The 26,455-nt window shown below is 74.7% G+C and carries 26 protein-coding genes; 7 read left to right on the forward strand and 19 right to left on the reverse strand.

Features of this window, described 5'->3' with window-relative positions; genetic code table 11:
- Nucleotides 1-341: 341 nt before the first annotated feature.
- Nucleotides 342-2,153: a hydroxysqualene dehydroxylase gene (locus Nocox_RS18470; protein WP_020539925.1), complete on the reverse strand. Its 1,812-nt coding sequence runs from the start codon at nt 2,151-2,153 to the stop codon at nt 342-344.
- Nucleotides 2,154-2,236: 83 nt separating this feature from the next.
- Entirely contained in the window at nt 2,237-2,866 is a 630-nt protein-coding gene (locus tag Nocox_RS18475) for a TetR/AcrR family transcriptional regulator (RefSeq protein WP_026213686.1), read from the reverse strand.
- 89 nt (nt 2,867-2,955) lie between these two features.
- Between Nocox_RS18475 and Nocox_RS18480 the strand changes: the two genes are divergently transcribed.
- A complete protein-coding gene (locus Nocox_RS18480) occupies nt 2,956-4,284 on the forward strand; it encodes an NAD(P)/FAD-dependent oxidoreductase (protein ID WP_020539923.1) in 1,329 nt (442 codons plus the stop codon).
- 84 nt (nt 4,285-4,368) lie between these two features.
- On the opposite strand, the gene Nocox_RS18485 is transcribed toward Nocox_RS18480, so the two are convergent.
- The 5 genes from Nocox_RS18485 to Nocox_RS18505 form a co-directional block, all read right to left on the reverse strand.
- Nucleotides 4,369-4,515: a hypothetical protein gene (locus Nocox_RS18485; protein WP_020539922.1), complete on the reverse strand. Its 147-nt coding sequence runs from the start codon at nt 4,513-4,515 to the stop codon at nt 4,369-4,371.
- A 24-nt stretch (nt 4,516-4,539) separates the two neighbouring features.
- Nucleotides 4,540-5,454, reverse strand: coding sequence for a pirin family protein (locus Nocox_RS18490; protein ID WP_020539921.1), 915 nt, complete (start codon nt 5,452-5,454; stop codon nt 4,540-4,542).
- 20 nt (nt 5,455-5,474) lie between these two features.
- A complete protein-coding gene (locus Nocox_RS18495; protein ID WP_026213685.1) occupies nt 5,475-6,596 on the reverse strand; it encodes an MBL fold metallo-hydrolase in 1,122 nt (373 codons plus the stop codon).
- A gap of 117 nt (nt 6,597-6,713) precedes the next feature.
- A complete protein-coding gene (locus Nocox_RS18500; RefSeq protein WP_020539919.1) occupies nt 6,714-7,445 on the reverse strand; it encodes a DUF3152 domain-containing protein in 732 nt (243 codons plus the stop codon).
- Nucleotides 7,446-7,533: 88 nt separating this feature from the next.
- The gene (locus Nocox_RS18505) at nt 7,534-8,985 is read right to left on the reverse strand and encodes an NAD(P)/FAD-dependent oxidoreductase (RefSeq protein WP_084685155.1); all 1,452 of its coding nucleotides are present in this window, start codon (nt 8,983-8,985) and stop codon (nt 7,534-7,536) included.
- A 115-nt stretch (nt 8,986-9,100) separates the two neighbouring features.
- Between Nocox_RS18505 and Nocox_RS18510 the strand changes: the two genes are divergently transcribed.
- Nucleotides 9,101-10,036 (forward strand): hypothetical protein, encoded by a 936-nt coding sequence (locus tag Nocox_RS18510; RefSeq protein WP_020539917.1) that lies wholly within the window; start codon nt 9,101-9,103, stop codon nt 10,034-10,036.
- Between the two features lie 65 nt (nt 10,037-10,101).
- Nucleotides 10,102-10,851 (forward strand): DUF4184 family protein, encoded by a 750-nt coding sequence (locus Nocox_RS18515; protein ID WP_020539916.1) that lies wholly within the window; start codon nt 10,102-10,104, stop codon nt 10,849-10,851.
- 21 nt (nt 10,852-10,872) lie between these two features.
- Here Nocox_RS18515 and Nocox_RS18520 read toward each other — a convergent pair whose 3' ends face one another.
- A complete protein-coding gene (locus tag Nocox_RS18520) occupies nt 10,873-11,304 on the reverse strand; it encodes a type II toxin-antitoxin system PemK/MazF family toxin (RefSeq protein ID WP_020539915.1) in 432 nt (143 codons plus the stop codon).
- Nucleotides 11,297-12,193: a helix-turn-helix domain-containing protein gene (locus Nocox_RS18525; RefSeq protein WP_020539914.1), complete on the reverse strand. Its 897-nt coding sequence runs from the start codon at nt 12,191-12,193 to the stop codon at nt 11,297-11,299. Before Nocox_RS18525 ends, Nocox_RS18520 begins: the two co-directional genes overlap by 8 nt.
- A gap of 267 nt (nt 12,194-12,460) precedes the next feature.
- On the opposite strand from Nocox_RS18525, the gene Nocox_RS18530 reads away from it, so the two are divergent.
- Nucleotides 12,461-13,243: an acyl-CoA thioesterase domain-containing protein gene (locus tag Nocox_RS18530; protein ID WP_020539913.1), complete on the forward strand. Its 783-nt coding sequence runs from the start codon at nt 12,461-12,463 to the stop codon at nt 13,241-13,243.
- 6 nt (nt 13,244-13,249) lie between these two features.
- Here the strand turns inward: Nocox_RS18530 and gndA are convergent, their stop codons facing one another.
- Both gndA and Nocox_RS18540 read right to left on the reverse strand, forming a co-directional pair.
- Entirely contained in the window at nt 13,250-14,674 is a 1,425-nt protein-coding gene (gene gndA / locus Nocox_RS18535) for an NADP-dependent phosphogluconate dehydrogenase (RefSeq protein ID WP_020539912.1), read from the reverse strand.
- Nucleotides 14,675-14,740: 66 nt separating this feature from the next.
- Nucleotides 14,741-15,433, reverse strand: coding sequence for an HAD family hydrolase (locus Nocox_RS18540; RefSeq protein ID WP_020539911.1), 693 nt, complete (start codon nt 15,431-15,433; stop codon nt 14,741-14,743).
- Between the two features lie 22 nt (nt 15,434-15,455).
- Between Nocox_RS18540 and Nocox_RS18545 the strand changes: the two genes are divergently transcribed.
- Together Nocox_RS18545 and Nocox_RS18550 are read left to right on the forward strand one after the other, a co-directional pair.
- Nucleotides 15,456-16,097, forward strand: a complete 642-nt coding sequence (locus Nocox_RS18545; RefSeq protein WP_020539910.1) for an SDR family oxidoreductase — start codon at nt 15,456-15,458, stop codon at nt 16,095-16,097.
- 89 nt (nt 16,098-16,186) lie between these two features.
- Nucleotides 16,187-18,691, forward strand: coding sequence for an ATP-dependent Clp protease ATP-binding subunit (locus Nocox_RS18550; protein WP_020539909.1), 2,505 nt, complete (start codon nt 16,187-16,189; stop codon nt 18,689-18,691).
- A gap of 58 nt (nt 18,692-18,749) precedes the next feature.
- Here the strand turns inward: Nocox_RS18550 and ptsP are convergent, their stop codons facing one another.
- From ptsP to Nocox_RS18590, 8 genes are all read right to left on the reverse strand, one after another.
- Complete coding sequence (ptsP, locus tag Nocox_RS18555) at nt 18,750-20,384, reverse strand: phosphoenolpyruvate--protein phosphotransferase (protein ID WP_051112373.1); 1,635 nt, start codon at nt 20,382-20,384, stop codon at nt 18,750-18,752.
- On the reverse strand, nt 20,377-20,718 hold the full coding sequence (locus tag Nocox_RS18560; RefSeq protein WP_033407478.1) for an HPr family phosphocarrier protein: 342 nt from the start codon (nt 20,716-20,718) through the stop codon (nt 20,377-20,379). The genes ptsP and Nocox_RS18560 overlap by 8 nt, the downstream gene beginning before the upstream one ends.
- A 19-nt stretch (nt 20,719-20,737) precedes the next feature.
- Nucleotides 20,738-21,742 carry a zinc-dependent dehydrogenase gene (locus Nocox_RS18565; RefSeq protein ID WP_020539906.1) on the reverse strand — a complete coding sequence of 335 codons (1,005 nt, stop codon included), beginning with the start codon at nt 21,740-21,742 and terminating at the stop codon, nt 20,738-20,740.
- On the reverse strand, nt 21,739-22,167 hold the full coding sequence (locus Nocox_RS18570; RefSeq protein ID WP_020539905.1) for a PTS mannitol transporter subunit IIA: 429 nt from the start codon (nt 22,165-22,167) through the stop codon (nt 21,739-21,741). The genes Nocox_RS18565 and Nocox_RS18570 overlap by 4 nt, the downstream gene beginning before the upstream one ends.
- Entirely contained in the window at nt 22,160-22,468 is a 309-nt protein-coding gene (locus tag Nocox_RS18575; protein ID WP_020539904.1) for a PTS sugar transporter subunit IIBC family protein, read from the reverse strand. The genes Nocox_RS18570 and Nocox_RS18575 overlap by 8 nt, the downstream gene beginning before the upstream one ends.
- Nucleotides 22,469-22,471: 3 nt before the next feature.
- On the reverse strand, nt 22,472-23,596 hold the full coding sequence (gene mtlA, locus Nocox_RS18580) for a mannitol-specific PTS transporter subunit IIC (protein WP_020539903.1): 1,125 nt from the start codon (nt 23,594-23,596) through the stop codon (nt 22,472-22,474).
- Between the two features lie 64 nt (nt 23,597-23,660).
- Nucleotides 23,661-24,689, reverse strand: coding sequence for a 1-phosphofructokinase (gene pfkB, locus Nocox_RS18585; protein WP_020539902.1), 1,029 nt, complete (start codon nt 24,687-24,689; stop codon nt 23,661-23,663).
- Nucleotides 24,686-25,447, reverse strand: coding sequence for a DeoR/GlpR family DNA-binding transcription regulator (locus Nocox_RS18590; RefSeq protein ID WP_020539901.1), 762 nt, complete (start codon nt 25,445-25,447; stop codon nt 24,686-24,688). The genes pfkB and Nocox_RS18590 overlap by 4 nt, the downstream gene beginning before the upstream one ends.
- A gap of 102 nt (nt 25,448-25,549) precedes the next feature.
- Here Nocox_RS18590 and Nocox_RS18595 point away from each other — a divergent pair, with 102 nt between their 5' ends.
- Nucleotides 25,550-26,422 carry a D-alanyl-D-alanine carboxypeptidase family protein gene (locus Nocox_RS18595; protein WP_020539900.1) on the forward strand — a complete coding sequence of 291 codons (873 nt, stop codon included), beginning with the start codon at nt 25,550-25,552 and terminating at the stop codon, nt 26,420-26,422.
- Nucleotides 26,423-26,455: the final 33 nt, after the last annotated feature.

The raw sequence follows: 26,455 nt of genomic DNA on the forward strand, positions 1-26,455 counted from the left end.
CTGGCGTGGCTTGAGCCGTTGACGTTCTGCGATCACTCGTGTGGCGCGAGCTGAAGAACGCGGTGCCAGACCGCGATCTATGGAAGGTCGGAGGCGTCGTCGTGCGCTCACAACCAAATATCGTGCGGCGATGACGGGACGTTAGCCTGCGGCTTTCACGGCGAATTTGAGCCAACCTGATCATTCACATAAGAAAAGTGCCCTTGAGCTGGGAGGATCGAACTTGTCTAAGGCTCCGTCCAACCCTGATCAGAAACTGAGGTCCGCGGTCGCCCTGCCGGCAGGAGCGGCCGGCCGGGCTTCCGTACGGGGTGCCCGCACGGAAGCCCGGCGCCGGCGTGTCACGGCCAGTACGGGGCGAGGAGGTCGAACTTGTTCGGCAGGCCGAGCTGGTAGCGGACGTCGTCCAGGTCGTAGAGCGACTTGAACTCGCGCGGCAGGTACAGGTCGTACAGCTTGGCCTTGGTCGCGGAGGAGCCGGCGGCGTCGAGGATGGCGTTGGCCGTCGTGCGGCCGGCCTCGTTGCCGCCTTCCATGGTGGCCAGGTTGATGTTGTTGCGGACGTAGTCGGCGGCCAGGTAGAAGTTCGGGATCCGGGTGGTGGACTCGGGGCGGTTCGCCCACGAGCTCGGCGAGTTGATCAGCAGGGGCTCGTCGTTGGCCACCGCCGGGGTGCCCTCGCCGCTGATGGCGGGGTCGACGAACCAGCTGTGGACGAGCGAGTCCGGCAGCAGCTGGTCTCCGTTGGGGGTGACGGCGCGGACCTGGGCCAGCACCTCCTGGACGATCTGCGGCCGGGTGCACTGCTTGGCGGTCTTGCCGAACAGGATGCCCGGTGTGTTCCAGTCGGACAGGTCGAGCGACAGGCAGTCCTTCGCGGCGCCGTCGCCGTACGTGGCGGGGAAGTCGGTGGTCCAGAACTGCGCCTGGCTGATCGAGGTGAGCGCCCAGGGGGTGCCGGCGTAGACCAGGTGGCCCTCGACGATCGGCCTCGGCTCCTTCAGGTAGATCATGACGCCGTTCATCCAGTCCGTGTCCAGGTGGCTCAACCTGGCCAGCTGGGGGTCGGCGGACTTCATCGCGGTGGACAGGATGGGCGTGAGACGCTCGATGGGCATCGCGGCCACGTAGTGGTCGGCGGTCACGGTGCCGGCGGCGCCGGTGGGGTCGGTCACCCGGGCGCCGGTGATCCGGCCGCCGCTGTAGTCGAAGCCGGTGGCGGTCCAGCCGACCTTGAACTGGACGCCGAGCCCGGTCAGGTAGGTGATCCAGGGGTCGATCCACACGTCGTTGGACGGGCCGTTGAGCACCTGGTCGGGCGGACCGTACGGGCCGAGCCCGAGGGCGCTGTAGAGGAGCGCCTCGAACATCATGGCGATCGTGCGGGTGTTGGCCCGATCGGGCTGGGCGGCCACGAGGGAGGCGGTGAACATCCTCGACAGCAGTTCGCGGTACTCGACCGACATGAGGTCGGCCTTGGTGAAGTCGGAGAAGCTCATGTTCTCCCACTGGCCGAGCTTCCGGCGGGGACCGCTGGTGATGAACGTGATCATCTTCGACAGGAAGAAGTTCACCTGGGTGAGCGGGATGGTGGTGCCCGCGATGAGCGCGCTGCGTAAGTAGTCCTGGATGGCTTCCGGGGTGAGCCCGCCGCCGAGCTCGCTGGGGATGGGGACGCGCAGGAACTTCTTCCGGTAGGCGATGGCCGTGAGGCTGGCGGCGACCAGGTTGTCGCGCACGGTGCCGGAGCCGAACGGGATGCGGCTCATCGTGTCCGGCAGGTTCTGGTAGAAGCCGGGGAAGAACCGGAAGCCGTGCTCGCCGGGCAGGTCCTTGCGCCCGCCGGCGGCGGTGCCGGGCACGGGGATGCTCCTGGACTTGCCGCCGAGCACCTTGCGCTCGTACACGGTGACCTCGAAGCCGCGCTCCGCCAGCTCGTGGGCGGTGCTCAGGCCGCCCATGCCGGCTCCGAAGATCGCCACCTTGCGGCCGGTGACGCTGGCGCTGAGGAGGGCGGGGGCGGCCGCTCTGGCGCCTTCCGCGCCCCACAGCGGCCCGGTCGCCGCTCCCGCGGCGGTGGCCAGCGCGCCGGTGACGAACCTTCGTCGGTTGATCCCGCTCTGACCGTTGTCGTGGATCTCCTGCTCTGCCATGGGGCGGCCTCCGCTCACCGTTAGCTAACCGACACGGCTGTTGGTTCAGCTAGGCGAGACGATGAACCCGTGGATCACATCTGTCAAGCCGTGGATGTGCGTCCAGGCGCTTGGGACAGGCCGTTCCACAGCACGAGCATGGCGGCGTCGACGAGCCGGGCGCGCGGCATCGACGGGTTTCTCGCCCACCACTGGGCGAGGCCGTCGGTGCCGGACAGGAGCAGTTCGACCACGGCGTGCGCGGTGTCGCTGTCGGGGTCGAGGCCGAGGTTGCGCAGGTCGCGCGCGAGCATCACGGCGACCGAGCGGGTGCGGGTCTCGCAGATGCCCCAGCGCACCGCCTTGATCTCGGGGTCGTTCTCGTCGGTGTGGTCGAACAGCAGGCGGCGCGCGTCCGGCCAGTCCTCGGAGAAGCTGAAATAGGCGTCGAGCGTGGCGCGCAGCCGCCGGCCCGGCGAGCCGGTGCCGGTGATGCGGGCGCCGATGTGCTCGACCAGCCGCGCGTTCTGCTCCTGCAGGACCGTGATCAGCAGGACCCGCTTGGACGGGAAGTGGTCGTAGAGCACAGAGCGGGTGACCCCGGCCGCGGCCGCGATCTCCTCCATGGCGGTGGCGTGGTAGCCGCGGGAGGCGAAGACCTCCAGGGCCGCCTCGGTGATGCGGGCCCGGCGGGCCGAGCCACGCATGCGTCTCTTCGGCTCCTGGATCGCCATGCCTGGCAGCCTACCCGTGACCCGTTGACGCCGCGCCCTTCCGCGGCATAAAACCGACGCTAGAGTCGGTTAGCGCGCCGGGAGGCCAGATGTCAGAGCACGCGGACGTCGTCATCGCCGGAGCGCGCTGTGCGGGCTCCGCCACCGCGGCCGCTCTGGCCCGGCGCGGGGTCAAGGTGATCGCGGTGGATCCGGCGCGATTCCCGTCCACCACGGTCTCCACCCACCTGCTCTTCGCCTCGGGCGTCGCCGAGCTGGCCAAGGCGGGCGCGCTGGAACGCATCGAGAAGATCGGCGCGCCGAAGCTCTCCCGCGCCTTCGTCGGCGGCCCCGGCCACGCCGCCACCGGCAGCTACACACCCGTCGACGGCATCGACTACGGCCTGTGCGTACGCCGGACCGCGCTGGACGCGGCTCTCGTCGACACGGCCCGCGCGGCCGGCGCCGAGGTCAGGGAGGGCCACCGGGTCGTCGACCTCCTGTGGGAGGGAGGCCGGGCGGTGGGCGTCAAGGTCAGCGAGCGCGGCGGCCGCGAGTACGAGATCCGCGCCAACCTGGTCGTCGGCGCGGACGGCCGCCGCTCGACCGTCGCCCGCCTGGTCGGCGCCGAGCAGCCCCGGCTGTCCCACGCCAACGGCCGGGCCTGCTACTACGCCTACTACGAGGACCCGCGCGAGGAGTGGCGCACCACGGCGGCGATGTGGCTGACGGGACGGGAGCTGGGCAACGCCTTCCCCTGCGACGGCGGGCTGTCGCTGGTGCTGCTGATGCCGCCGGCCGAGCGGGCCGCGGACTTCCGGGGAGACCTGGAGGCGGAGTTCACCCGGACCGTCGGGCTCGTGCCGGGGCTGGCCAAGCGCCTGGAGGGCTGCACCAGGGCGACGAAGATCGTCAGCTCCGCGACGCACCCGTCCTTCTTCCGCACCTCGGCGGGCCCCGGCTGGGCGCTGGTCGGCGACGCCGGGCACTTCAAGGACCCGGTCACGGCGCAGGGCATCCGCGACGCCGTGAAGTTCGGGCGGCTGCTGGGCGAGCGGGTCGCCGGCGTGGTGGACGACGCCGCGGCCCTCGACGAGGCGACGGCCGCCTGGGAACGGTCGCGCGACCGGCAGTGCCTGATCATGTATCACTGGACGAACCTGCTCGGGCGCGGCGACGGGCTCGCGTACGTGCAGATCGAGCTGCTGCGCGGGCTGACCGAGGGCCCGCAGGGGGTGCGCCGGATCCTCGAGGTCTACTCCAGGATCCGGGACCCGCGCGAGACGCTGGCGATGGGCGGCATGGTCAAGGCCGTCGCGCGCGCCCTGCGCGACAACCCGGGCGCCCGCCTGTCGGTGCTGAAGGCGACGGGCGAGGCGCTGCGCGAGATGGCCGGCCACCACGACGAGGCCAAGCGGCTGCTCCACCCGGCCTTGTGAGGCCGGCCAGGGCCACGCGCGCCGGGCGACCGGCACCCGCGCGGTCCGGCGGCGGGCGCCGGGGAGCCTCCGCGTCCGGCGTGATCAGGCCGCCGGGACGGCCCCGGACCACCAGGCGGTCCAGCGTGCCTCCAGGGCCGCGAACTCCTCGTCCGTCTGCCCGTACGTGGTCAGCACCATCATGGCGACCCCCTCGGGGTGGACCGCGGCGGGCGGGGTGTGGGCGACCACGAGCAGACAGCGGCGCTCAGCGGCTCACCTGACGCGGCCGCGCGGCTTCAGCCGGACGCCGGGCAGGACGGGAGCGGGGAGCGGGTCGCCGTCGAACCCCTCGACGACGCCGAACCCCTCGCCCTCCGCCCACTCCTTCCTGAAGGCCGCGATCTCGTCGTGCGAGCGGCCCACGAAGTTCCACCACATGACGATCTCCTCGCCGAACGGGGCCCCGCCGACGAGCAGCACCCGCCCGCGCCCGGACAGCCGCAGCCCGTCCCGCCCCGGCGGCAGGTACGCCAGCGGACCCCGTGCGAGCCCCTCGACCTCGCCGTCGAGCAGCAGCAGCCCGTACTCGAAGCCGGGATCGAGCGGCACCTCGCCCGTGCCGTCCACCGCGATCTCCGCGCCGGTCAGCGGGGTGTGGACGGTGGCGGGGGAGACCGCCCCGCCCAGCGAGCCCAGGACGACGGTGGCGGCGAACCCGGCGCCCTCCAGCACCGGCAGCTCCGCGTGGTGCTCGAAGGCGGGCGGGCCGGCGCGGTGCTCCTCGGGCAGCGCGACCCAGAGCTGCACCCCGTGCAGGGTCGCCTCGGCCGACTCCTCCGAGTGGGAGATGCCGCGGCCGGCGGTCATGAGGTTGAGCCGGCCGGGGCGTACGGGCTGGAGGCTGCCCAGGCTGTCGCGGTGCAGCACCTCGCCGGCGAGCAGCCAGGTCACGGTCTGCAGGCCGGTGTGCGGGTGCGGCGGCACGCGCATGGCGGCCACCTCGGGCCCGTAGGCGTCGAGGAAGCACCAGGCGCCGATCATGCGCCGGTGCGCGCCGGGAAGGGTCCTGCTCACGGACATCGCGCGCGGCCCGCCCAGCGGCACCGCGCGCCCCTCCAGCAGCTCGCCGCCCGCGCCGCGCTCGGCGGCGCAGCGGATCTCCCGCGGCTCACGCTCCAGGTTGCTCACCCTCGCACTGTACGTCCGGATCAGCCCAGGGTCTCCCACCAGCCGTCCACGGCCGGGGCCGCGGCGGCGTCCACGAGCTCGCCGGGCCGCGGCACCACGATGGAGACCTCGCGCGCCTTGGCCTCCCGCCACAGCCGGTCCACCGGCTCCGCCCACGGGTGCAGCGCCAGCGTGAACGACGCCCAGTGCACCGGCAGCAGCAGCTCCCCGCCCAGGTCGAGGTGGGCGTTGACGGCCTCCTCCGGGTTCATGTGGATGTCCGGCCAGGCCGGGCTGTAGGCGCCGATGGGCATGAGCGTCAGGTCGAACGGCCCGTGCGCCGCCCCGATGCCCCGGTAGCCCTCGAAGTAGCCGGAGTCGCCCGCGTAGAACACCCGCTTGGCCGCGCCCGCCACCACCCACGACCCCCACAGGGTGTCGTTGCGGCGCAGGGACCGCCCCGAGAAGTGCCGGGCCGCCGTGGCGACGAAGCGCAGCCCCGCCACCTGGGCCTCCTCGTCCCAGTCCAGCTCGATGATCCGGTACGCCGGCACGCCCCACCGCTCCAGGTGCGCCCCGATGCCCAGGGGCACCAGGAACGGCGCCTTCTGCGTCCTGACCAGCGCGCGGACGGTGGCGAGGTCCAGGTGGTCGTAGTGGTCGTGGGAGATCGCGATCGCGTCGACCTGCGGCAGCTCGCCCAGCTCGACCGGCACCGGGTGGAGCCGCTTGGGGCCGACGAGCTGGGAGGGCGAGACGCGCCGGCTCCACACCGGGTCGAACAGCACCCGCCTGCCCTCGATCTCGACCAGCGTCGAGGCGTGACCGTACCAGACGGCGCGCAGCCCGTCGGCGGGCGCGGGCCCGGCGGGCGGCACGCGCAGCGGCAGCGGGCCGGCCGGGCGGCGCTCCTCCTTGTTCCGCGTCATCTCGCCCAGCAGGCTCACCGGCGGCGTGTTCATCACATGGGTCGGCTCGGGCATCGAGTTGTAGAAGGAGCCGTCCTTGAACTGCTTCGAGCGCTGGATGCGCGCCGCCCGCTCCGGGCCGGACTCCAGCGGCCGCACGCCCAGCTCGGCCGGCACGTCGCGCAGCACCCAACCGGCCGCGGCCAGGGCGGCGCCCCCCGCCAGGATCCGCCGTGCCTTCCGCATTCCCGCCATCGCCCACACTCCCCTGGAAGTCGGTAACCGTACACGTAACCGGGACGGGGGTCCCGGTGTTCCCCATCCGTACGATATATCGCGAGCCTTCTTCGTGCGGCGTCCGTCCCCGCCGGGTCACGGTTTCCTGGGGTGCGGCCTCTCCGTGGCGGGCGCGCGGCCGGGGAACGGCCACGGGTTGGGGCGGCAGCGGCCCAGCGACTTCGACTGCTGCGTCATCACCGGGGCCGGCCGCCCCGGGCCGGGACAGGGCCGGTGGCCGTGGCCGAGAGCGTGCCCGACCTCGTGGCTGATGAGATAGCTGCGGTACGCGGCCAGATCGCCCCCGTACTGCGGGACGCCGACCGCCCAGCGCAGGGCGTTGATGACCGAGCGGCGGCCGTTCCAGCACGACAGCTCGCCGCCGGTGCGGAGGGGCCGGCACTGGCGGGTCGTCGTGCCGGGGCTCGACAGCGCCACCCTGACCCGCACCGGGCCGCGGTCCACCCGCTGGAAACGGCCCCAGCCGCGGGGGTCGTTGAGTATGCGGTGCACCTGGCCGGCGAACTCGCGCGGCCCGAACGGCAGGCCACGCTCCACCTCCACCAGGTAGCGCACCGGCCGGCCCCTGCCGGGCCTCGGGGGCGCGCCGCCGGGGACGACGGCGTACGAGCCGGAGGCCGCGTACGGCACCTGGACCGCGGGCGGCGGCTCCGCGCGGCGCGGGCGGACGGGAGGCCGCGCGGGCGGCGACGCGGGAGGCGGCACGGACCGGATCGACCGCCGGGCCGGCGGCTCCGCTCCGCATCCCGCGGCGAGCAGCAGCCCGGCCAGCACGAACGGCGTCATCAGCGGTGCGATGCGCGGCACCTCGGCCTCCCCACGAGCGCGACGGTGGGGAGAAAACCGATCATACGCTGGGCAAACGGTCAGCCCAGGGGGAGGGGTGGCCCGGCCGTCAGCAGCGGGTGGGGGCGTAGGGCGCGAGGTCGATGGGCGGCGTCTCGCCCAGCGCGAGCGCCCCCGCGAGGCGGCCCGCGTACGGGCCCGCCGTCAGGCCGTACGCGCTGAGGCCCGTCGCCACCACCACGCGCGAGGTCAGCGGGCCGATCAGCGCCCGCCCCGGCGCGTACACCGGCCGCAGCCCCACCCGGGTCTCCGTCACCGTCGCCCCCGCCAGCCCCGGCGCGATCCGCAGCCCCGCCCGGAGCACCTCCTCCAGCCCGCCCATCGTCACCCGCGGGGCGAACCCGACGTCCTCCACCGTCGCCCCGATCACCACCCGCGACCCGGGGAAGCCCAGCAGGTACGGCCCGTCGCTGGGCAGCACGATCGGCCACCACGCGGTGTCCACGCCTTCGAGCGTCGCGTGCAGGATCTGGCCCCGCCTCGGGAACACCGGCAGCTCCGCGCCGAGCGGCCGGCACACCTCGCCGGCCCACGCCCCGCCCGCCACGATCACCGCCTCCGCCTCCACGGGAACGCCCTCATCGGCGAACACCCTGCCCGCCCCCGCACCCACGGCCCGCACCGCCTCCGCCCCCCGCACCGCCTCCGCCCCCCGCGCCGCCCCCGCCCCCCGCGCCGCCCCCGCCCCCCGCGCACCCTCCGGACCCCGCGCACCCGCATCCTGGGCTCCTGCGCCCCGCGTCCCTGCCTCCTGGGCCCCCGCATTCCGAGCGGCCGGGTCCTGGGCCGCCGCAAGGCCCTGCGCCGCCGCAAGGTCCTGGGCCGCCGCCGGGTCCCGGGGCTCGGCCTGCCGCCATGAGCCGCCCGTCTCCTCGCTCCCCGACCGGGCCGCCCCGCCGCCCGGCGTCCACAGCCGTCCCTCCCCGGACGGCGCCCCCGGGACCGGGACGTCCGCCGCCGCGTGCACGCGGACCTCGCCGTCGGGCGTGAGGGTCGCGGCCCCCGCGTGGATTCGGGCGCCCTGGGCGACGGCGGCGTTGAGCAGCGCGTCCCGGACCGACCGCCCGTCCACGCGGGCCGCGCCCGGCACCAGGAGCGCGCTCAGGGTGTCCGACAGCGGCGGGAACAGCTCGGCCGGCGCCGGCACGTCCACGACCTCGCCCATCTCCGGGGCGTCGGCGTACCGGCGGTGCAGCAGCGAACGCACCGGCTCCAGGTCCGCCGGGTCCTCGGCCACGAGCAGCGCGCCCACCTTGGCGTACCCGAAGTCCTCGCCCAGCGTCTCCACCAGCCCCGGGTAGGCGCGGGCGCCCTCGCGGTTGAGCCGGTACCAGTCGTCGTCCTCGGGATGGTCCACCCACGGGCAGACGACGCCCGCGCTCGCCTGCGTCGCCTCGCCCTGGTAGCCGCCGTCCACCACCGTCACGGACGCCCCCCGGCCCGTCAGGTAGTGGGCCGCCGCGGCTCCGACGATGCCGCCCCCGATCACCACAACACGCATACCGCCATGGTCGCAGCCCGCCTGACCTGGGACGACGGCCGGGTCGCCGGATCGGGGCCGCCCGCCGTCCCGCTCCCTCGTGGGCCGGGGCGCGTACGGGGGCTATGGTCGGCGCATGGACCCCGCCGTCACGAGGATCGCCCTGCCCGCGCCCGTGCGGGCGGCCGCCTCCGACGGCGTCACCGTGTGGTGCGCCGACGCCCACGGCGTGCGCGCCTACACGGCCGCCGGCGCCCCGTTCCCGTCCGGCGCCCCTCTCCCGTCCGGCGGCGCCGTGCCCTCGGACGGGGGCGACGTCCTGCCGCGGTTACGGTCGCTGGCCGCCGTGCCCGGCACCGTCGCGGGCACGGCCGGCGTCCCCGGAACGCTGCCGGAGACCGTCGTGGTGCCACGATCGCTCGCGACCGCGCCGATCCCGGTGCCGCAGGCGCTCTCCGGCACGCTCGCCGCCACCGCGAGGGGCCGCGTCCACTGGCTCGCGCCGGACGGCACGCCGCTCGCCACCGCCCGCTGCGCCGGCAGGGTCGTCGCCGGCGGCGGCGAGATCTGGGCGGTGTCGGGCGCGCGGGCCCGCAGGCTCACCGGGCCGGGCACGCTCGGCCCCCCGGTCGACCTGCCCGGCCTGGCCGCGTGCGCGGTGGAGGGCGAGCGCCTGTGGTGGACGTCCCGGCACGACGACGTGCTGCGCGGCGGCCCGAGGGACGTCGACCTCGGCGTCCTGGGACGGCACGGCGAGCGCGGCGGCATGACCGTCTGCGCGGGCTCGCTCTGGATCAGCGTGCCGGGCGGCCTGCTGCGGATCTCGACCTGGTCCGGCGAGCCGGGGCGGTTCGTGGCCGCGCCCGCCGGGCCGGTGCCGTTCCTGGCCTGCGCGAACGGGACCCTCGTCGGCGGCGGGCACGACCTGTTCGCGCTGGCCCCCGCCGCGGGCGCCGCCCTCCGCGTGATCCCGTCCGGGCTGGACGCGCCGATCGCGCGGCTGGTGGCGGCGGGCAAGCACGTGTGGGCGTTCCCGCAGGGGGCCGCGCACGCGCTGATCGTCACCCTCTGAGTTCCCGGCGACAGCGGGGCGGCGGGCGGGCACAATGGACCGTGCCCTTCACACTGAGCCATGTCGTGGCCGTACTCCCGGCGCGGCGGTGGCTGCCGCCGTCGGCGCTGGCCGTCGGGGCGATGGTGCCCGACGCGCCGTACTACCTGCCGTTGCCGTTCTCGTCGGCGAGCACGCACGCATGGTGGGGGCCGCCGCTGCTGGGCCTGCCGGCGGGCGTGGTGCTGCTGGCGCTGTTCCACTGGGTGCTGCGGGCGCCGCTGACCGCGCTGGCCCCGTCCGGGCTGCGCGCCCGGCTGCCGGACGCGCCCCGCGTCGGAGCGGCGGGGCCGGCGGTGGCGGGGGTGGTGGCCGCGCTGCTCGCCGGGATGGCCACACATCTCGTCTGGGACGCCTTCACGCAGGCCGGCGGGTTCGCGGTGACGCACTGGCAGGCGTTGCGGCAGAGCGTCGTCGGCGCGCACCGGGTGTTCAACGTGCTCATGTACGTCAGCTCGGCGGGCGGCCTGGCGATCCTGGCCGGCTGGCTCGTGCTGTGGTACCGGCGGGCTCCGGTCCGTCCCGGGCGGTGGCCGGGGCTGACCGGCCGGGCGCGCGGCGTCGTGGCCGCCGCGGCGACGCTGGCCACGGCCGCGGGGGCCGCGGCCGGAGCCGCCTCGGACCGCGCCGCGGTGAGCGACTACGACCTGGTACGCAGCGCGATCCTGGGCGGCGTGAACGGAGCGGCGCTGGTCCTCGCCTGCTACGTGCTCGCCTGGCACGGCTGGACGACGTTCCGGGCCCGGCGCGGCAGACCCTCGCCGGCCGGTACGTGACGGCCGGGACGTCCCGGGGACCTAGCGGCCGGCGTCCCAGCCGTGGAGCTTCATGAGGCGGGCCGCCACCCGGGCGAACCGGTCGGCGTCGAGGACCGCGCCCTCGCGGCGGAGGTCGTCCTCGTCCAGCACGAAGACCCGGTCGAGCCGCAGGTACGAGACCCGCTCGTCGCGCCCCCACGCGCCGACCGGCATCCATTCCTGGCCGTCGTCGCCCTTGCTGGAGAGCATCATGCCGAGCAGCCGGCGGCCGGTGCGGCCCACGACCAGCAGCGGCCGGTCCTTGCCGCGGGACGGGTCCTCCTCGTACGGGACCCACGCCCAGACGATCTCCCCGGGGTCGGCCAGGCCGTCCAGGTCGGGGGCGTAGGCCAGGGTCGCCCGGCCGTCGAGGACGTGGATCTCGCGTACGGCGCCGCGGGCGGGCCGGGGGTCCTCACCTTGATCACGCATTGGGTGAGCTTATGGCCCGTGACGGGCGGAAATCCAATTGATCACGGGGTTCGGGCGCCGGGGAGAGCAGGCGGCGCAGGGCCGCCGGGGTGTGGCCGGTGTGCCGCCGGACCGTGCGCGTCATGTGCGCCTGGTCGGCGAAGCCCAGCTCGGCGGCCAGCTCCGCCAGGCGGGTCTCGCCGCCCTCCAGCCGGTCGAGCGCCCGCCCGACCCGGACCCGGTTGCGGTAGTGGGTCAGCGAGACGCCGAGCTCGCGGGTGAAGGCCCGGCTCAGCGCGTAGGGCGACACCTCCAGCAGGGCGGCCAGCGACAGCAGCCCGTCGGCGGCGGGGTCATCGGCGGCGATGACCTCCCGCGCCGCCCCGACCACCCCCGCCGCTCCGGCTCGGCCTCCGGTTCCGTCCCTGCCGGTGGGCCCTGTCATGGGGTCGGTGGCGCCGTCGGTGAGCTGGGAGAGCGCGGCGGCGACGAGCGGGAGCAGTGACTCCGTCAGCGCGAAGGCCGCGTCGCCGGTGCGGGCCGCGGCCAGCACCCGGCGGTGCGCCAGGTCGAGGCGGGCGTCCACGTAGATCGTGCGGCGGACGAGCCGAGGGCCGTCGCCCGCGAGCGTGCGCCACAGGCCGGGCGACAGCGACAGCGAGGTGCACACGTCACCGCCCGACGGGTGGGCGAAGCGCTCCTCCTCGTCCGGCAGCCCGAGGTAGGCGAGGGCCGGATCGACCACCACGGAGCGCCCGCCGGCGTGGCGCAGGAACGTGCCCCGCCGCGCCAGCACCACCCGGTGCCCGTCGCCGAGCTCGGCGGCCGACCACCCCCGGTGGTCGTCGACGCAGGTGACGGCGTCGAGCCGGAAGCCGGGCCCGGCGGCGACACGGACGGACGAACGCACGCCCCGAACCCTACGCCCCGCCCCCGACAATTCCCCCGCCCCCGGCCCGCCCCCGACAATTCCCCCGCCCCTGCTCTCCCTGCCCCTGCCCTCCCTGCCTCCGGGCTCCCGCCCCCCGTTCCCGCCGCGCATGCGGCCCGCTGCCGCGCCGGGGCCGCCACTTGCGCCCGCGCACCGCGCACCCCGGTGTTACGGGAAACGCCGATCACGCGGGGAATCAAGGGCCGCGCTGGGCCAGGTGGCGATCCTGCTCTAGAATCTCATTCTGTGCCGTCGACGACAGCGTTCTTCACCAGGAAGCAGGGCGAGCTGGTGCCCGCGCCGCACGCCCGCAGCCCCTGGTCCCCCGACATGCTCCACGGCCGCCTCCTCGGCGGGCTGGCCGCCCGCGCCCTGGAGGAGCGGTACGCCGAGCCCGGGCTGCACTTCGCCCGGCTGACGGTGGACCTGTTCCGCAACAGCCCGCTGCTGCCCGTCGCCGTCGAGACCTCCCTGGTCAGGGACGGGCGCCGGATCCGCGTCGCCGACGCCGTCCTGTCTACCGACCAGGGCCCGATCGGCCGGGTCACCGCCGTGCTGCTGCGGCAGGGCGAGCAGCCCGAGGGCGACCAGAGCATCCTCACCCCGGCCTGGGACGAGCACCCGCCCACGGACGCGCCCGTCGTCGCCCCCGAGGGCTGGCAGCCGCCGTTCGACCTGTGGCGGGTCACCGAATGGGGCGAGCCTGGCCCGGGGCGGGTGTGGATGCGGGAGACGCACCCGCTGGTGGACGACGAGCCGGTGACGCCGGTCGTGCGCGCCGCGCTGGCCGCCGACTTCGCCAGCCCGCTCGCCAACGTCGGCACGAGCGGCCTCGGCTTCATCAACGCCGACTACACGCTCACCCTGGCCCGCCTGCCCGAGGGCGAGCTGATCGGCGTCGAGGCCACCGGGCACCTCAGCGCGAGCGGCGTCGCGACCGGGCAGGTCACCATGCACGACGCGGCGGGGCCGTTCGGCTTCTGCCTGGTGACGGCGGTGGCCAACCCGATCGCCCGCCTCAGCAGGTAGCGGAGCTCAGGCGGGCCGCTCGGCGCGGTCGCCCGACCAGTCGACGTGGAAGGCGCCCTCCTTGTCGACCCGCCGGTAGGTGTGGGCGCCGAAGTAGTCGCGCAGCCCCTGCACCAGCGCGGCCGGCAGCCGCTCGCGGCGCAGCCCGTCGTAGTAGGCGAGCGCCGAGGAGAAGCCGGGCGTCGGCACGCCGATCCGCACGGCCGTGGTGACCACCCGCCGCCACGACTCCTGCGCCGCCGCGAGCGCGCCCGCGAACGTCGGGTCGGCCAGCAGCGTCGGCAGGTGCGGGTCGGCGTCGTAGGCGGCGCGGATGCGGTCGAGGAACTTGGCCCTGATGATGCAGCCGCCCCGCCAGATGGTCGCCATCGCGCCCAGGTCGAGGTCCCAGCCGTACTCGCGGGAGGCGGCGGCCATCTGGTCGAAGCCCTGCGCGTACGCCACGATCTTGGAGGCGTACAGCGCCTGCCGCACGTCCTCGACCAGCTCGCGCCCGTCGACGCCGGACAGGTGGGGCCCGGCGAGCGAGGCGGCGGCGGCCCGCTGCTCCGGATGGCCGGACAGCGCCCGCGCGAACGTCGCCTCGGCGATGCCGGTCACCGGCACGCCCAGGTCGAGCGCGCTCTGCACGGTCCAGCGGCCGGTGCCCTTCTGCTCGGCCTGGTCGACCACGACGTCCACGAACGGCCGGCCGGTCTCGGCGTCGACCTGCTCCAGCACGTCGGCGGTGATCTCGATGAGGTAGGAGCCGAGGTCGCCCTGGTTCCACTCGCGGAACACCCCGGCCAGCTCCGCCGGCGTCGTGCCGAGCGCCTGCCGCAGCAGGTCGTAGGACTCGGCGATGAGCTGCATGTCGGAGTACTCGATGCCGTTGTGCACCATCTTGACGAAGTGTCCCGCGCCGTCCGGGCCGACGTGCACGCAGCACGGCACGCCGTCCACCTTGGCCGCGATGTCCTGGAGGATCGGCCCGAGGGCCTCCCACGACTCGGCGGAGCCGCCGGGCATGATGCTCGGCCCGAGCAGCGCGCCCTCCTCGCCGCCGGAGATGCCGGCGCCGACGAAGTGCAGCCCCCGCTCGCGCAGCGCGGCCTCGCGCCGCCGGGTGTCGGCGTAGTGGGCGTTGCCGCCGTCGACGATCATGTCACCGGGCTCCATGAGCGCGGCGAGCTGGTCGATGACCGCGTCGGTGCCCGCGCCCGCCTTGACCATGATGATCGCCCGCCGGGGCCGCTTGAGCGAGGCCACGAAGCCGGCCAGGTCCTCCGACGGCACGAACGTGCCCTCGCCCCCGAACTCCTTGACGAGCTGCTGCGTGCGGAAGTGCGAGCGGTTGTGCACCGCGACGGCGTAGCCGTGCCTGGCGAGGTTGCGGGCCAGGTTGCGCCCCATGGTCGCCAGGCCGGTGACGCCGATGTCTGCCAAGTCCATGTTCAAGCTCCTCTTACCGGGAATACGCATGATCCAGCCCGGGAGTTCGGCTTTTTGTTCCGGGCGTCAGTCGTCGAGCCGCACGCCCAGCTCGTCCAGCCGCTCCAGCATGTCCGCCGGGTCGGCGTAGACCCTGAACGCGCCCGTGCGTTCCAGCTCGTCCCTGCCGTACCCGCCGGACAGCAGGCCGATGCCGAGCGCGCCCGCCCGGCGGGCGGCGAGCAGGTCCCACACGCTGTCGCCCACCACCATGGCATGGGCCGGGTCCACCTCGACCAGCGCCGCTCCGGCGAGGAACAGGTCGGGGTCCGGCTTGGCCCTGCGCACCAGGTCACGGGTCACCATCGGCGTGTCCTCAGGCAGGCCGAGCAGGTCCAGCGCGAGCCGCGCGGTACGGGCGTAGCCGCTGGTCGCGATGGCCCACGGCACGCCGCGCGAGGTCAGCTCGGCCAGCAGCTCCGGCGCGCCGGGCAGCGGCCGCACCGAGCCGGCCTGCTGCTCGTACGCCTCCATGTGGGCGACCTGCAGCCGCTCGATCTGCTCCCGCGTCAGCTTGAGCCCGGTCTCGCGCAGCAGCGCGCTCACGAACAACCCGCCGCTCATCCCGATGCGCCGGTGGATCCGCCACACCGACAGGTCGATCCCCATCCCCGACAGCGCCTGCCGCCAGGCGATCACGTGCTGGTAGACGCTGTCGATCAGAGTGCCGTCGAGGTCGAACAGAAACGCCGGGGTGGGCGCGTGAGGGAACTCCGTCATGGCTCCATGACACCATGGCCGGATGCGGATCATCATCGCGGGCGGACACGGCAAGATCGCGCTGCGCCTGGCCGCGCGGCTCAGGGAGGGCGCGGTCGGCCTGGTGCGCAACCCGGCGCATGTGGCCGACGTCGAGGCGACCGGCGCGCGGGCCGTGGTGTGCGACCTGGAGCGGGCCTCGGTCGAGGAGGTCGCCGGGATCGTCCGCGGCGCCGACGCCGTCGTGTTCGCGGCCGGCGCGGGGCCAGGCAGCGGCGCGGCCCGCAAGGACACCGTCGACCGGGGCGCGTCCGTGCTCCTGGCCGACGCCGCCGAGCGGGCCGGGGTGCGGCGCTTCATCCAGATCTCCTCCATGGGCGCGGGCAGGCCGCCCGCGCCCGGCGGCGACGAGGCGTGGGACGCCTACATCACGGCCAAGACCGCCGCCGAGGACGACCTGCGCCGCCGCGACCTGGACTGGACCATCCTGCGCCCCGGCCGCCTCACCGACGAGCCGGGCACCGGCCTGGTCCGGCTGGCCCCCGAGGTGCCGCCCGGCGCGGTGCCGCGCGACGACGTGGCCGCCGTCGTCATGGCGCTGCTGGACAACCCGGGCACGGCGCGGCGCACGTACGAGCTGGTCTCCGGCGACACCCCCGTCATCGACCTCGTCGCGACGGAGTGACCGCCCGCCGCCGCAGGTTTTGCCGAACGCTGGCATTGCCTCGCGGTGTCGGCGGCTAGGAGCCCTTCAGAACGTGAGAGGGGACATCCATGACGGACATGCCGTTCAGGTCGTTTTTCGGCGGAGACCCGTTCAGAGGGTTCGAGGAGCTGACGGGCCGGGTGTTCGGCGGCATGGAGGGCTGGCCGCCGTCCCGTCCCGGCGTCCAGCGGGTGGACGTCGGGCGGCTGCTCAGCGCCTCGGCCAGGGACGCCCTGCAGCAGGCCGTCGAGAGGGCCGGGCAGCGCGGCGCCCCCGACCTGGACGTGCTCGACCTCCTCGGCGCCCTGGCCGACGTGGACGCCACCCGGGCGCTGCTGCGCACCGCCGGCGTGGACGTGGACCGGCTGCGCGAGCGGGTCGGCGAGCTCGCCGCGCGGGGCGAGGCCCCCGAGCCGCCCACCACGCTCTCGCCGGCCGCCAAGCGCGCGATCCTGGACGCGCAGCGGATCTCGCGGGCGCTGGAGTCGTCGTACATCGGGCCCGAGCACCTGCTGCTCGCGCTGGCCGCCAACCCCGACTCCACCGCCGCCCGCCTGCTGCGGGAGCAGGGCGTCTCCGCCAACGAGCTGCAGCAGGCCCTCATGTCCGCCGCGGCCCGCCCCGGCGACGGGGCCCGCCGCGGCGCCGGCGACACCCCGGCGCTCGACGAGTACGGCCGCGACCTCACCGAGGAGGCCAGGCAGGGCCGCATCGACCCGGTCGTCGGCCGCGAGGACGAGATCGAGCAGGCCATCGAGGTGCTCTCGCGGCGCACCAAGAACAACCCGTGCCTGATCGGCGAGCCCGGCGTCGGCAAGACCGCGATCGTCGAGGGCATCGCCCAGCGCATCGTGAACGGCGGCGTCCCCGACACGCTGAAGGACCGGCGGGTGATCGCCCTGGACCTCACCGGCATGGTCGCCGGGTCGAAGTACCGGGGCGAGTTCGAGGAGCGCGTGAAGAATGTCGTCGACGAGGTCCGCGCGCACGCCGACGAGGTGATCGTCTTCATCGACGAGGTGCACACGCTCGTCGGCGCCGGCTCGGCCGAGGGGGGCATGGACGCCGCCAACATCCTCAAGCCCGCCCTGGCACGCGGCGAGCTGCACGTCATCGCCGCCACCACGATCGACGAGTACCGCAAGAACATCGAGAAGGACGCCGCGCTCGAACGCCGCTTCCAGCCGATCCTGGTCGCCGAGCCGACCGTGGAGCAGACGGTCGAGATCCTGGCCGGGCTGCGCGACGCGTACGAGGCCCACCACCAGGTCCGCATCACCGACGAGGCGCTCGACGCCGCCGCCACCCTCTCGGCCCGCTACATCACCGACCGCTTCCTGCCCGACAAGGCCATCGACCTCATGGACCAGGCCGCTGCCCGGGTGCGGCTGCGCTCCCGGACGCCCGGCAGCGACGTACGCGAGCTGGAGGGACGCCTGGACGCGCTGCGCCGCGACAAGGACCAGGCCGTCTCCTCCGACGACTTCGACCGGGCCAAGGAGATCACCGCCCAGATCGACAAGCTCCGCCCCGAGCTGGAGCGCGCCCGGCGCGGCCACGACGACGTGCCGCAGGTCATGGTGGAGGACATCGCCGAGGTCGTCTCGCGCCGCACCGGCATCCCCGTCACCCAGCTCACCGAGCAGGAGCGTGACCGCCTCATGCGGCTGGAGGAGCACCTGCACGAGCGCGTCGTCGGCCAGGACGAGGCGGTCACCGCCATCGCCGAGGCGGTCCGCCGGGCCCGCGCCGGCCTGTCGGACCCGAACCGGCCCATCGGCAGCTTCCTGTTCCTCGGCCCGACCGGCGTCGGAAAGACGGAGCTTGCGCGGGCGCTGGCCGCGGCCCTGTTCGGCGGCGAGGACCACATGGTGCGCGTCGACATGAGCGAGTTCCAGGAGCGCCACACGGTCTCGCGGCTCATCGGCGCGCCGCCCGGTTACGTCGGCTACGAGGAGGCCGGGCAGCTCACCGAGGCCGTACGGCGCCGCCCGCACTGCGTGATCCTGCTCGACGAGATCGAGAAGGCCCACCCCGACGTCATGAACATCCTGCTGCAGCTGCTCGACGACGGCCGCCTCACCGACGGCCAGGGCCGCACCGTCGACTTCAGCAACACCATCGTGATCATGACCAGCAACATCGGCGCGCAGCTCATCCTGGAGGCGGCCGGCGACCCCGGCACGCTGGAGGGCCGGCTCATGGAGCTGCTGCGCCGCTCGATCCGCCCCGAGCTGCTCAACCGCATCGACGAGACGATCATCTTCAAGCGCCTCGAACCGGGTCAGCTCCGTCAGATCGTGGACCTGCTGCTGGAGCGCACCCGGCAGCGGCTGCGCGGCCAGAACGTCACGCTGGAGGTCACGGACGCCGCCAAGGACTGGCTGGTGCGGCGCGGGCACCAGCCCGAGTTCGGCGCCCGCCCGCTGCGCCGCACCGTCCAGCGCGAGCTGGACAACCGGCTGTCCACCATGCTGCTCACCGGCGAGGTCACCGAAGGTGGCAAGGTCACGGTGGACGTCGAGGGCGACGACCTCCAGCTCCGGGCGCACGCGCCCGCGCAGGCCGGGTAGGGGGGAGCCCGGTCAGCCGAGCCCGGTGAACGCGGTCAGCCGAGCCCCGTGAACGCGGTCAGCCGAGCGCGTCGCGGGCCAGCTCCCCGCACTCCTCCAGCGTCAGTCCCGCCAGCGCCTCGCGGACCAGGGGGACGCAGGACGGCGCCATGGACAGGCTCGTCACCCCCAGGCCCACCAGCAGGGGGGCGACGGCCGGGTCGCCCGCCGCCTCGCCGCACACGCCGACCGGCTTGCCCGCCTCCCGGCCCGCGGCGGCGCACGCCCCGATCAGGCCCAGCAGGGCGGGCTGGCGCGGGTCGAGCAGGTCGGCCAGGGCCGGATGCTGCCGGTCGGCGGCGAAGGTGTACTGGGCCAGGTCGTTGGTGCCGATGCTGAGGAAGTCCACCTCGCGCAGCAGTTCGGCGGCCCGCAGCGCGGCGGCCGGCACCTCCACCATCACGCCCGCCCGCGCGATGCCCGCCGCGCGGGCCCGGCGGGCGAAGCCGGCCGCCTCCGCGGGCGTCGTCACCATCGGCGCCATGACCCGCACGTCCGCGCCCGTCGCGCGGGCCGCCTCGGCGATCGCGGCGAGCTGCGCGTCGAGCACGCCGGGCAGCAGGCGGTCCACGCGCAGCCCGCGCACGCCCAGCGCCGGGTTGGGCTCCTCCGGCAGGCCGAGGAAGGGCAGCGGCTTGTCGGTGCCGGCGTCCAGGGTCCGGACGATCACCGGGCCCTCGGCCCGCTCGAACACCTCGGCGTACGCGGCCGTCTGCTCCTCCTGCGAGGGCGCCTGCTTGCGGTCGAGGAACAGGAACTCGGTACGGAACAGCCCTACGCCCTCCGCCCCCGGGCGCAGGTCTGCGGCCGAGCCGATGTTGGCCAGCAGGCTGACCGGATGGCCGTCGGCGGTCCGGCCGGGGCCGGTCGCGGCCGCCAGCCGGGCCCGTTCTGCGCGGTCGCGCTCCATGACCTCGGCCGCCTGCTCCGGGGTGAGGCCGAGGGCGATCTCGCCGCTCGCGCCGTCCACGCCGACGATCGTGCCGTCGGCGACGTCCGCGACGGCCGGGCAGGCGACCACGGCGGGCAGGCCGCGCGCGCGGGCCAGGATCGCCGTGTGGCTCGTCGGGCCGCCCCGCTCGGTGACCAGCGCCAGCACGTCCGGGCCCAGCCCGGCGGTGTCGGCGGGGGAGAGGTCGCCGGCGACCAGCACGTACGGATGACCGGGATCGGGCAGGCCCGGCATCGGCAGGCCGAGGGCGGCGGCCACCGCGCGGTGCCTGAGGTCGTCGAGGTCGGCGGCCCGCTCGGCCAGGTAGCCCCCGAGGGCGGTCAGGGCGTCCCGGTGGCCGGTGAAGGCGGCGTCCAGGGCGTGGGCCGCGTCGGCGCCGCCCCTGGCGCGGCTCTCGGCCTCCTCACGCAGCATGGGATCGTCGGCGATCATGGCGAGCGCCTCCAGGATCTCCGCCGCCTCGCCGCCCCCGCCCGCATGGGAGCGGGCGGCGGCGGCGCGCCGGTTGAGATCGGCGGCCACCGCCTCCAGCGCCTTGACGGCGGTGGCGGCCTCGGCCTCCGGATCGGCGACCGGCCGCGGCGCGGGCAGGCTCGGCGGGCCGGCCATCCGCACGAGCGGACCGGCCGCCCGCCCCTGGCTCACCCCGAGCCCGCTCAGCCGCCCCCCGGGCCCGGCCCACCCCGTCCCCGTCTCACGCATCGAGGGCCTCTTCCGCGCCGGGACCCGCGCCCGGACCCGCGCCGTGTCCTGTGTCCTGTCCCGTGCTCCGCTCCGTGTCCAGGTCGCGCGACAGCAGCGCCGCCAGCGCGTCCAGCGCCTCCTCGGCCCCGGGGCCGTCCGCCTCCAGCGTCACCGCCGTCCCCTGGACGGCCCCCAGGGACAGCACCCCCAGCATGCTGCGCGCGGGCACCGCCTTCTCGCCGAGCCGTACCGTCACCGGCACGCCCAGGCGTGCCGCCTCCTGCACGAACAGCTTGGCGGGGCGGGCGTGCAGCCCGCTGGCCGAGGCCACGGCCACCGTTCGCTGTGCCATGACGAAAGCCTCCAGGTTGTCAGGGTTCGATGGTGACCTTGATGGCCGCGCCCCGGCTGACGAGATCGATCCCGTCGAGCACGCCCGGCAGCGGCAGCCGGTGGGTGATCAGGTCGGCCACCGGCACCGCGCCCTCCGCCACCAGCCGCAGCGCGGCGGCGTTGTGGGCGGGGCTGGAGCCGTTCGCGCCGACGACGGTGAGCTCACGGTAGTGCACCAGGTTGGAGTCCAGCGCGATGACCGGGTCGTCCTTCGGCAGCCCGCCGAAGAAGCTGATCCGTCCCTGGCGGGCGGCCATCCGGACGGCCTGCTCCTGGGCCGCGCCGGACGCCGCCGCCGTGATCACGACGTCCGCGCCCCGGCCGCCGGTCAGCTTGAGCACCTGGCCGGCCGGGTCGGCGTCGATCGCGGCGTCCGGGCGCACCAGCTCCTCGGCCATCGCCAGCCGCTGCGCGTTGACGTCCACCAGGAACACCCGGGCCGCGCCGCGGGCGCGCGCCAGCCGTACGTGCAGGCAGCCGATCGGTCCCGCGCCCATCACCACGACGTCGTCGCCCGGCCCGACGCGGGCCAGCTCCTGGCCGTTCAGCACGCAGGCCAGGGGCTCGGCGACCGACGCCTCGGCGAAGCCGACGTTCTCGGGGATGGCGTTGACGCCGTCGACCGCCAGCACCTTCGCCGGGACGATCATGTACTCGGCGAAGCCGCCGTCGTAGTGGTAGCCCATCGACTCCTGGTTGGGGCAGACCGTACGGCGGCCCCGCAGGCACTCGGGGCACGACCCGCACGGGATCGCCGCGATCACCTGCACCCGGGCGCCGCTGTCCACGACCTCCCCGGCGATCTCGTGGCCCATCACCCGGGGCGGCACGATGTGGTGGTGCCCGAACTTGTAGATCTTGGCGTCGGTGCCGCAGGTCGAGCAGTTGCGGACCCGGATCTTCAGCTCGCCCGGCCCGGCGACGGGCTCGGGAGCGTCCTCGATCCTGATGTCGCCCGGGGCGTGGAACCTGGCGACCTTCATAGCGTGAGCTCCTTCATCACCTGCGCGACCTCGGTGGCCTCGCGCAGTGTCCTGGCGCGGCCGGGATCCAGCAGGATCTCGGCCAGCGCCGCCAGCAGGGGTACGTGCCCGCCCTCGCGGGCGGCTATGCCGACGCAGACGGTGACCTGTTCGCCGTCCCAGTCCACTCCGTCCGGGAAGCGGATGAAGCACAGGGCGTCGCGCAGGATGTCGTCCTTGGAGGCGTTCGTCCCGTGCGGGATGGCCACCCCCTCGCCGACGTAGGTCGAGACGGAGCGCTCGCGTTCGAGCATGGCCGCCACGTACGGCTCGGCGACCGCCCCCACCTCGACCAGCGCCCGCCCGCACCGGCGGATCGCCGCCTCGCGGTCGGGCGCGCGCTCGTGCAGCAGCACCGCGCGCGGGTCGAGCAGGTCCTCACGCATCGACGACGCCGCCGCTCTTGATGGTGTTGACCAGCCGGGTGACGGCCGGGTCGCCGAGGAAGACCTGGAACGACACCAGCACCTTCCCCGGCGCGGCGGCGCGGGCGCGGGCGGCCAGGCCGGTGTGGCAGAGCACCACGTCGGCGTCGTCGGGGATGGAGTTGACGGGCGTGTGCTCCACGGTGACGCCGCTGTCCCTGAGCTGCTTGCGGAGCTGGGAGGCGAGCATCACGCTGCTGCCCATCCCGGCGTCGCAGGCGACGATGATCTTGTGGATGTCCTTGCTGTCGATGCCGGCCATGGGTCAGGCCTCCTTGCTGGTGAGAGGTTCGGCGCCGGTCTCGGCGCCGGCGGTGCCGGGGTCGTCCTCGCCGTCCTTCTTCTCGCCCCTGCCGAAGCCCAGCAGGACGGCGGCGACGGCGAACGTCACGGCGGCGGCCACGAGGATGCCGAGGCTGGAGGCCAGCCAGCCGCCCTTGGGGGTGACCGCGAGGTAGGCGAAGATGCTGCCCGGCGACGGGGTGGCGACCAGGCCCGCCCCGGTGATCATGAAGGTGAACACGCCGGCCGCGCCGCCCAGGATGACGGCCGCGATGAGGCGCGGCTTCATGAGCACGTACGGGAAGTAGATCTCGTGGATGCCGCCGAAGAAGTGGATGATCATCGCGGCGGGCGTGCTCGGGCGCAGCGAGCGCGGGCCGAACAGCAGGTAGGCCAGCAGCAGCCCGAGCCCGGGGCCGGGGTTCGACTCCAGCATGAACAGGATCGACTTGCCGGTCTCGGCCGCCTCGGCCACGCCCAGCGGGCTGAGCACGCCGTGGTTGATGGCGTTGTTGAGGAACAGCACCTTGGCCGGCTCGATGAGCAGCGACGCGGCCGGCAGCAGGTTGCTGGTGATCAGCCACTCGACGGCCTGCCCGGCGGCGCTGGTGACGGTCTGGACGACGGGGCCGATGGCGAGGAAGCCGACCACGGCCATCGCGGCGCCCACGATGCCGGCGGAGAAGTTGTCCACCAGCATCTCGAAGCCGGCCCTGGTGCGCGCCTCGGTGAACTTGTCCACATATTTGAGGATCAAGGCGGTCAGCGGGCCGATGATCATGGCGCCCAGGAACATGGGCGCGTCGGTGCCCACCACGACGCCCATCACCGCCACCGCGCCGACGACGGCCCCGCGCTGCCCGTGCACCATCCGGCCGCCGGTGTAGGCGATGAGGACCGGCAGCAGGGTCGAGATGATCGGGCCGACCATCTTGCCGAGGGTCTCGTTGGGCAGCCAGCCGGTCGGGATGAACAACGCGGTGATCAGGCCCCAGGCGATGAACGCCCCGATGTTCGGCATGATCATCCCGGCCAGGTGGCCGCCGATGCGCTGGATGGTGGCCTTGACGCCGGTGCCGGCGACCGGGGGTGTGTAAGTGTCGGCCATGGACTTGCTCCTTCGGGGGGTTGAGCAGATGTTCGGCAGCCGGTGCCCGGCCGGGGCGGCCGGGCTACGGCAGAGGAGCGGGTGCGTTCGTGGTGGAGGGAGTTGCGGAGGGCCGGGGGGCGGGCGGATCGGTGGGCGGGACGAACGGGACGGTGAGCGGGCACGCCGGGTCGGGCGGGCCGGCCGCCGCCACCGCCGGATCGATGTCGGCGGGCCCAGGCATGCGGCTGCCGGGCAGCCCGGCCGCCGCCGCGCCCCAGGCCAGCGCGCGGGCCAGCGCCTCCGGGCCGTGCCCGCCGGCCGCCAGGAACCCGGCCAGCATGGCGTCGCCCGCGCCGACGGAGCTGCGCGGCTCGATGGCCGGCGCCCGGCCGTACCAGACGCCGCCGTCCTCGACGAGCACGGCACCGTCGGCGCCCAGGCTGGCGAGGACCGCCCGCGCGCCCGCCGCCCGCAGCGCCCGCGCGGCCTCCACCACGTCGCCGAGGCACGCGAGGCGCCGGCCGGTGGCCTGGCCGAGCTCCTCCAGGTTCGGCTTGACCAGGGCGGGCCCGGCGGCGAGCGCGTACGACAACGCCGGCCCGCTGGTGTCCACGGCGACCTCGATGCCCGCCTCGGCGAACCGGCGGCACAGCCGGGCGTAGACGTCGGCGGGCACCTCGGGCGGCAGGCTGCCGGAGGCGACCACCCAGTCCGCGCCCTGCCCGCCGGTGTGCGCGGCGGCGAGCACCGCCTCGGCGACGGTGTCGAGCTCGGCGGGGGACAGGGCGGTGCCCGGCTCGTTGATCTTGGTGACGGTGCCGTCGGGCTCGGCCAGCGTGACGTTGGAGCGGGTGCGCCCGGTCACCGGGACGGTCACCATGTCCAGGCCCTCGGCGGCGAGCAGGCGGACGAGCTGGCGGCCCTCGTCCCCGCCGAACGGCACCACCGCCCGCGCCGCCACCCCGTTGGCCAGCAGCGCGCGCGAGACGTTCACGCCCTTGCCGCCGGGGTCGAGGCGGGCCGCGGCGGCGCGGATCACCTCGCCCCGCCGCAGCGCGGCGACCTCGATCGTGCGGTCCAGGCTCGGGTTGAGCGTCAGCGTCAGGATCACGCCCGGATCACCTCCGGCCCGGCGGCGGCCACGTCGGCGGCGAGCGCGGCGTCGAGCCCGGTGTCGCTGACGACCACGTCGATCTCGGCCAGCTCGGCGAACGTGGCCAGGTAGGTGTTGGAGAACTTCGTGTGGTCGGCGAGCAGCACGCTGCGCTGCGCCGCCCGGACCATCGCCCGCTTGATCGCCGCCTCGGCCGGGTCGGGCGTGGTGAGGCCCCGCTCCGGCGAGCAGCCGTTGGTGCCCATGAAGGCGACGTCCACGTTGAGGTGCTCCAGCGGGCGCAGCGCCCAGTCGTCCACGGTGGCGAGCGTCTTGCCGCGCAGCCGCCCGCCCAGCACGATCACGTGCAGGTTGGGCCGGGCGGCGAGGGCCGTCGCCAGCGGCGGCGAGTTGACCACGACGGTCAGCTCGCGGTCGGCGGGCAGCACCTGCACCAGGCGGCCCGTGGTGGTGCCGGCGTCGATGATGACCGAGCCGTCCTCCGGCAGCTCGGCGAGCGCGGCCTTGGCGATGCGCTCCTTCTCGGCCGTCATCACCTCGTCGCGGGTGGACAGCGCCGGCTCGAAGCCGAGCCGCTCGACGGGGATCGCGCCGCCGTGCACCCGGCGCAGCACCCCCGCCCGCTCCAGCGCGGTGAGGTCGCGGCGGATCGTCTCGGTGGTCACGTCGAGCTCGGCGGCCAGCGTCACCACGTCGACGCGGCCGGCGGCGCGCGCTCTCCGCAGGATCTCCTGCTGCCGCTCCTCGGCGTACATGATGTTGATTCACCGCCGTTTCGAGTTGGTTTCCTCTGTGTTTATACCCGCTTACGTTGGAAGGTCAAGGGTGCCGGTGCGGGATCTGGTAGTTATAGGCGAATGCGCATCACCTCCCTGGCCGCCGCGGTGGCGGCCGTCCCCCTCCTCGCCGCCCTCGCCCCGCCCGCCGCGGCCACGGCCGTCACCGGGCCGCCGCGCGTGCCGGCCGGGACCACGGCGGCCTGGGTGGTCTTCGACCGGCACGCGGGCAGGTTCGTCGCGGCGCGCAACGCCCACCGCAAGTACCGCTCGGCGTCGGTGGTGAAGATCCTCATCGCCATCGACTACCTGGAGCGGCGCAGGAGCGTGCCCAAGGCCGACGCCGACCTGCTCAAGATCATGCTGCGGGCCAGCGACGACGACGCCGCCTCCACGCTCTGGGACCGGGGCGGCAAGGGGCAGATCATCGTGCGCACCGCGCGCCGGCTCGGCCTCGCCGACACCACGCCGCCGCCCGCGTCCAAGCCCGGCTTCTGGGGCTACACCTCGCTCAGCGCGTACGACGTCGTCCGCACCTACCGCTACCTGCTCGACCAGGCCGACGCCCGGGTCCGCGACATCATCCTCGGCCACCTGCGCCGGGCCGCCCCGTGCGGCACCGACGGCTTCGACCAGACCTTCGGCATCCCCGACGCCGTGCCCCGCCCCTACGCCGTCAAGCAGGGCTGGTCCGGCTTCGGCACCACGGCGCCCACCCGCTGCCGCGACGCCAGGGCCCTCAGCGCGCCCGTCTCGTGGATCGCCCGGCGCGCCGGCGGCTCCGGCGTGCCCGACTACGGCCGTCCCGTGCTGCACACGACCGGCCTCGCCGGCAAGGGCGAGCGGTACGTCATGGCGGTGCTGACCGCGCACCCGGCGGGCGGCACGTGGGGCTCCTCCGTCAAGCGCATCACCGACATCACCAGGGGCCTCTACCGCGACGCGACGTCCTGACCCGGCCTCCGCCCGCGGAAAAGCGTTCGCGGG

This window comes from Nonomuraea coxensis DSM 45129 (genome assembly GCF_019397265.1).
GTDB classification, from domain to species: domain Bacteria; phylum Actinomycetota; class Actinomycetes; order Streptosporangiales; family Streptosporangiaceae; genus Nonomuraea; species Nonomuraea coxensis.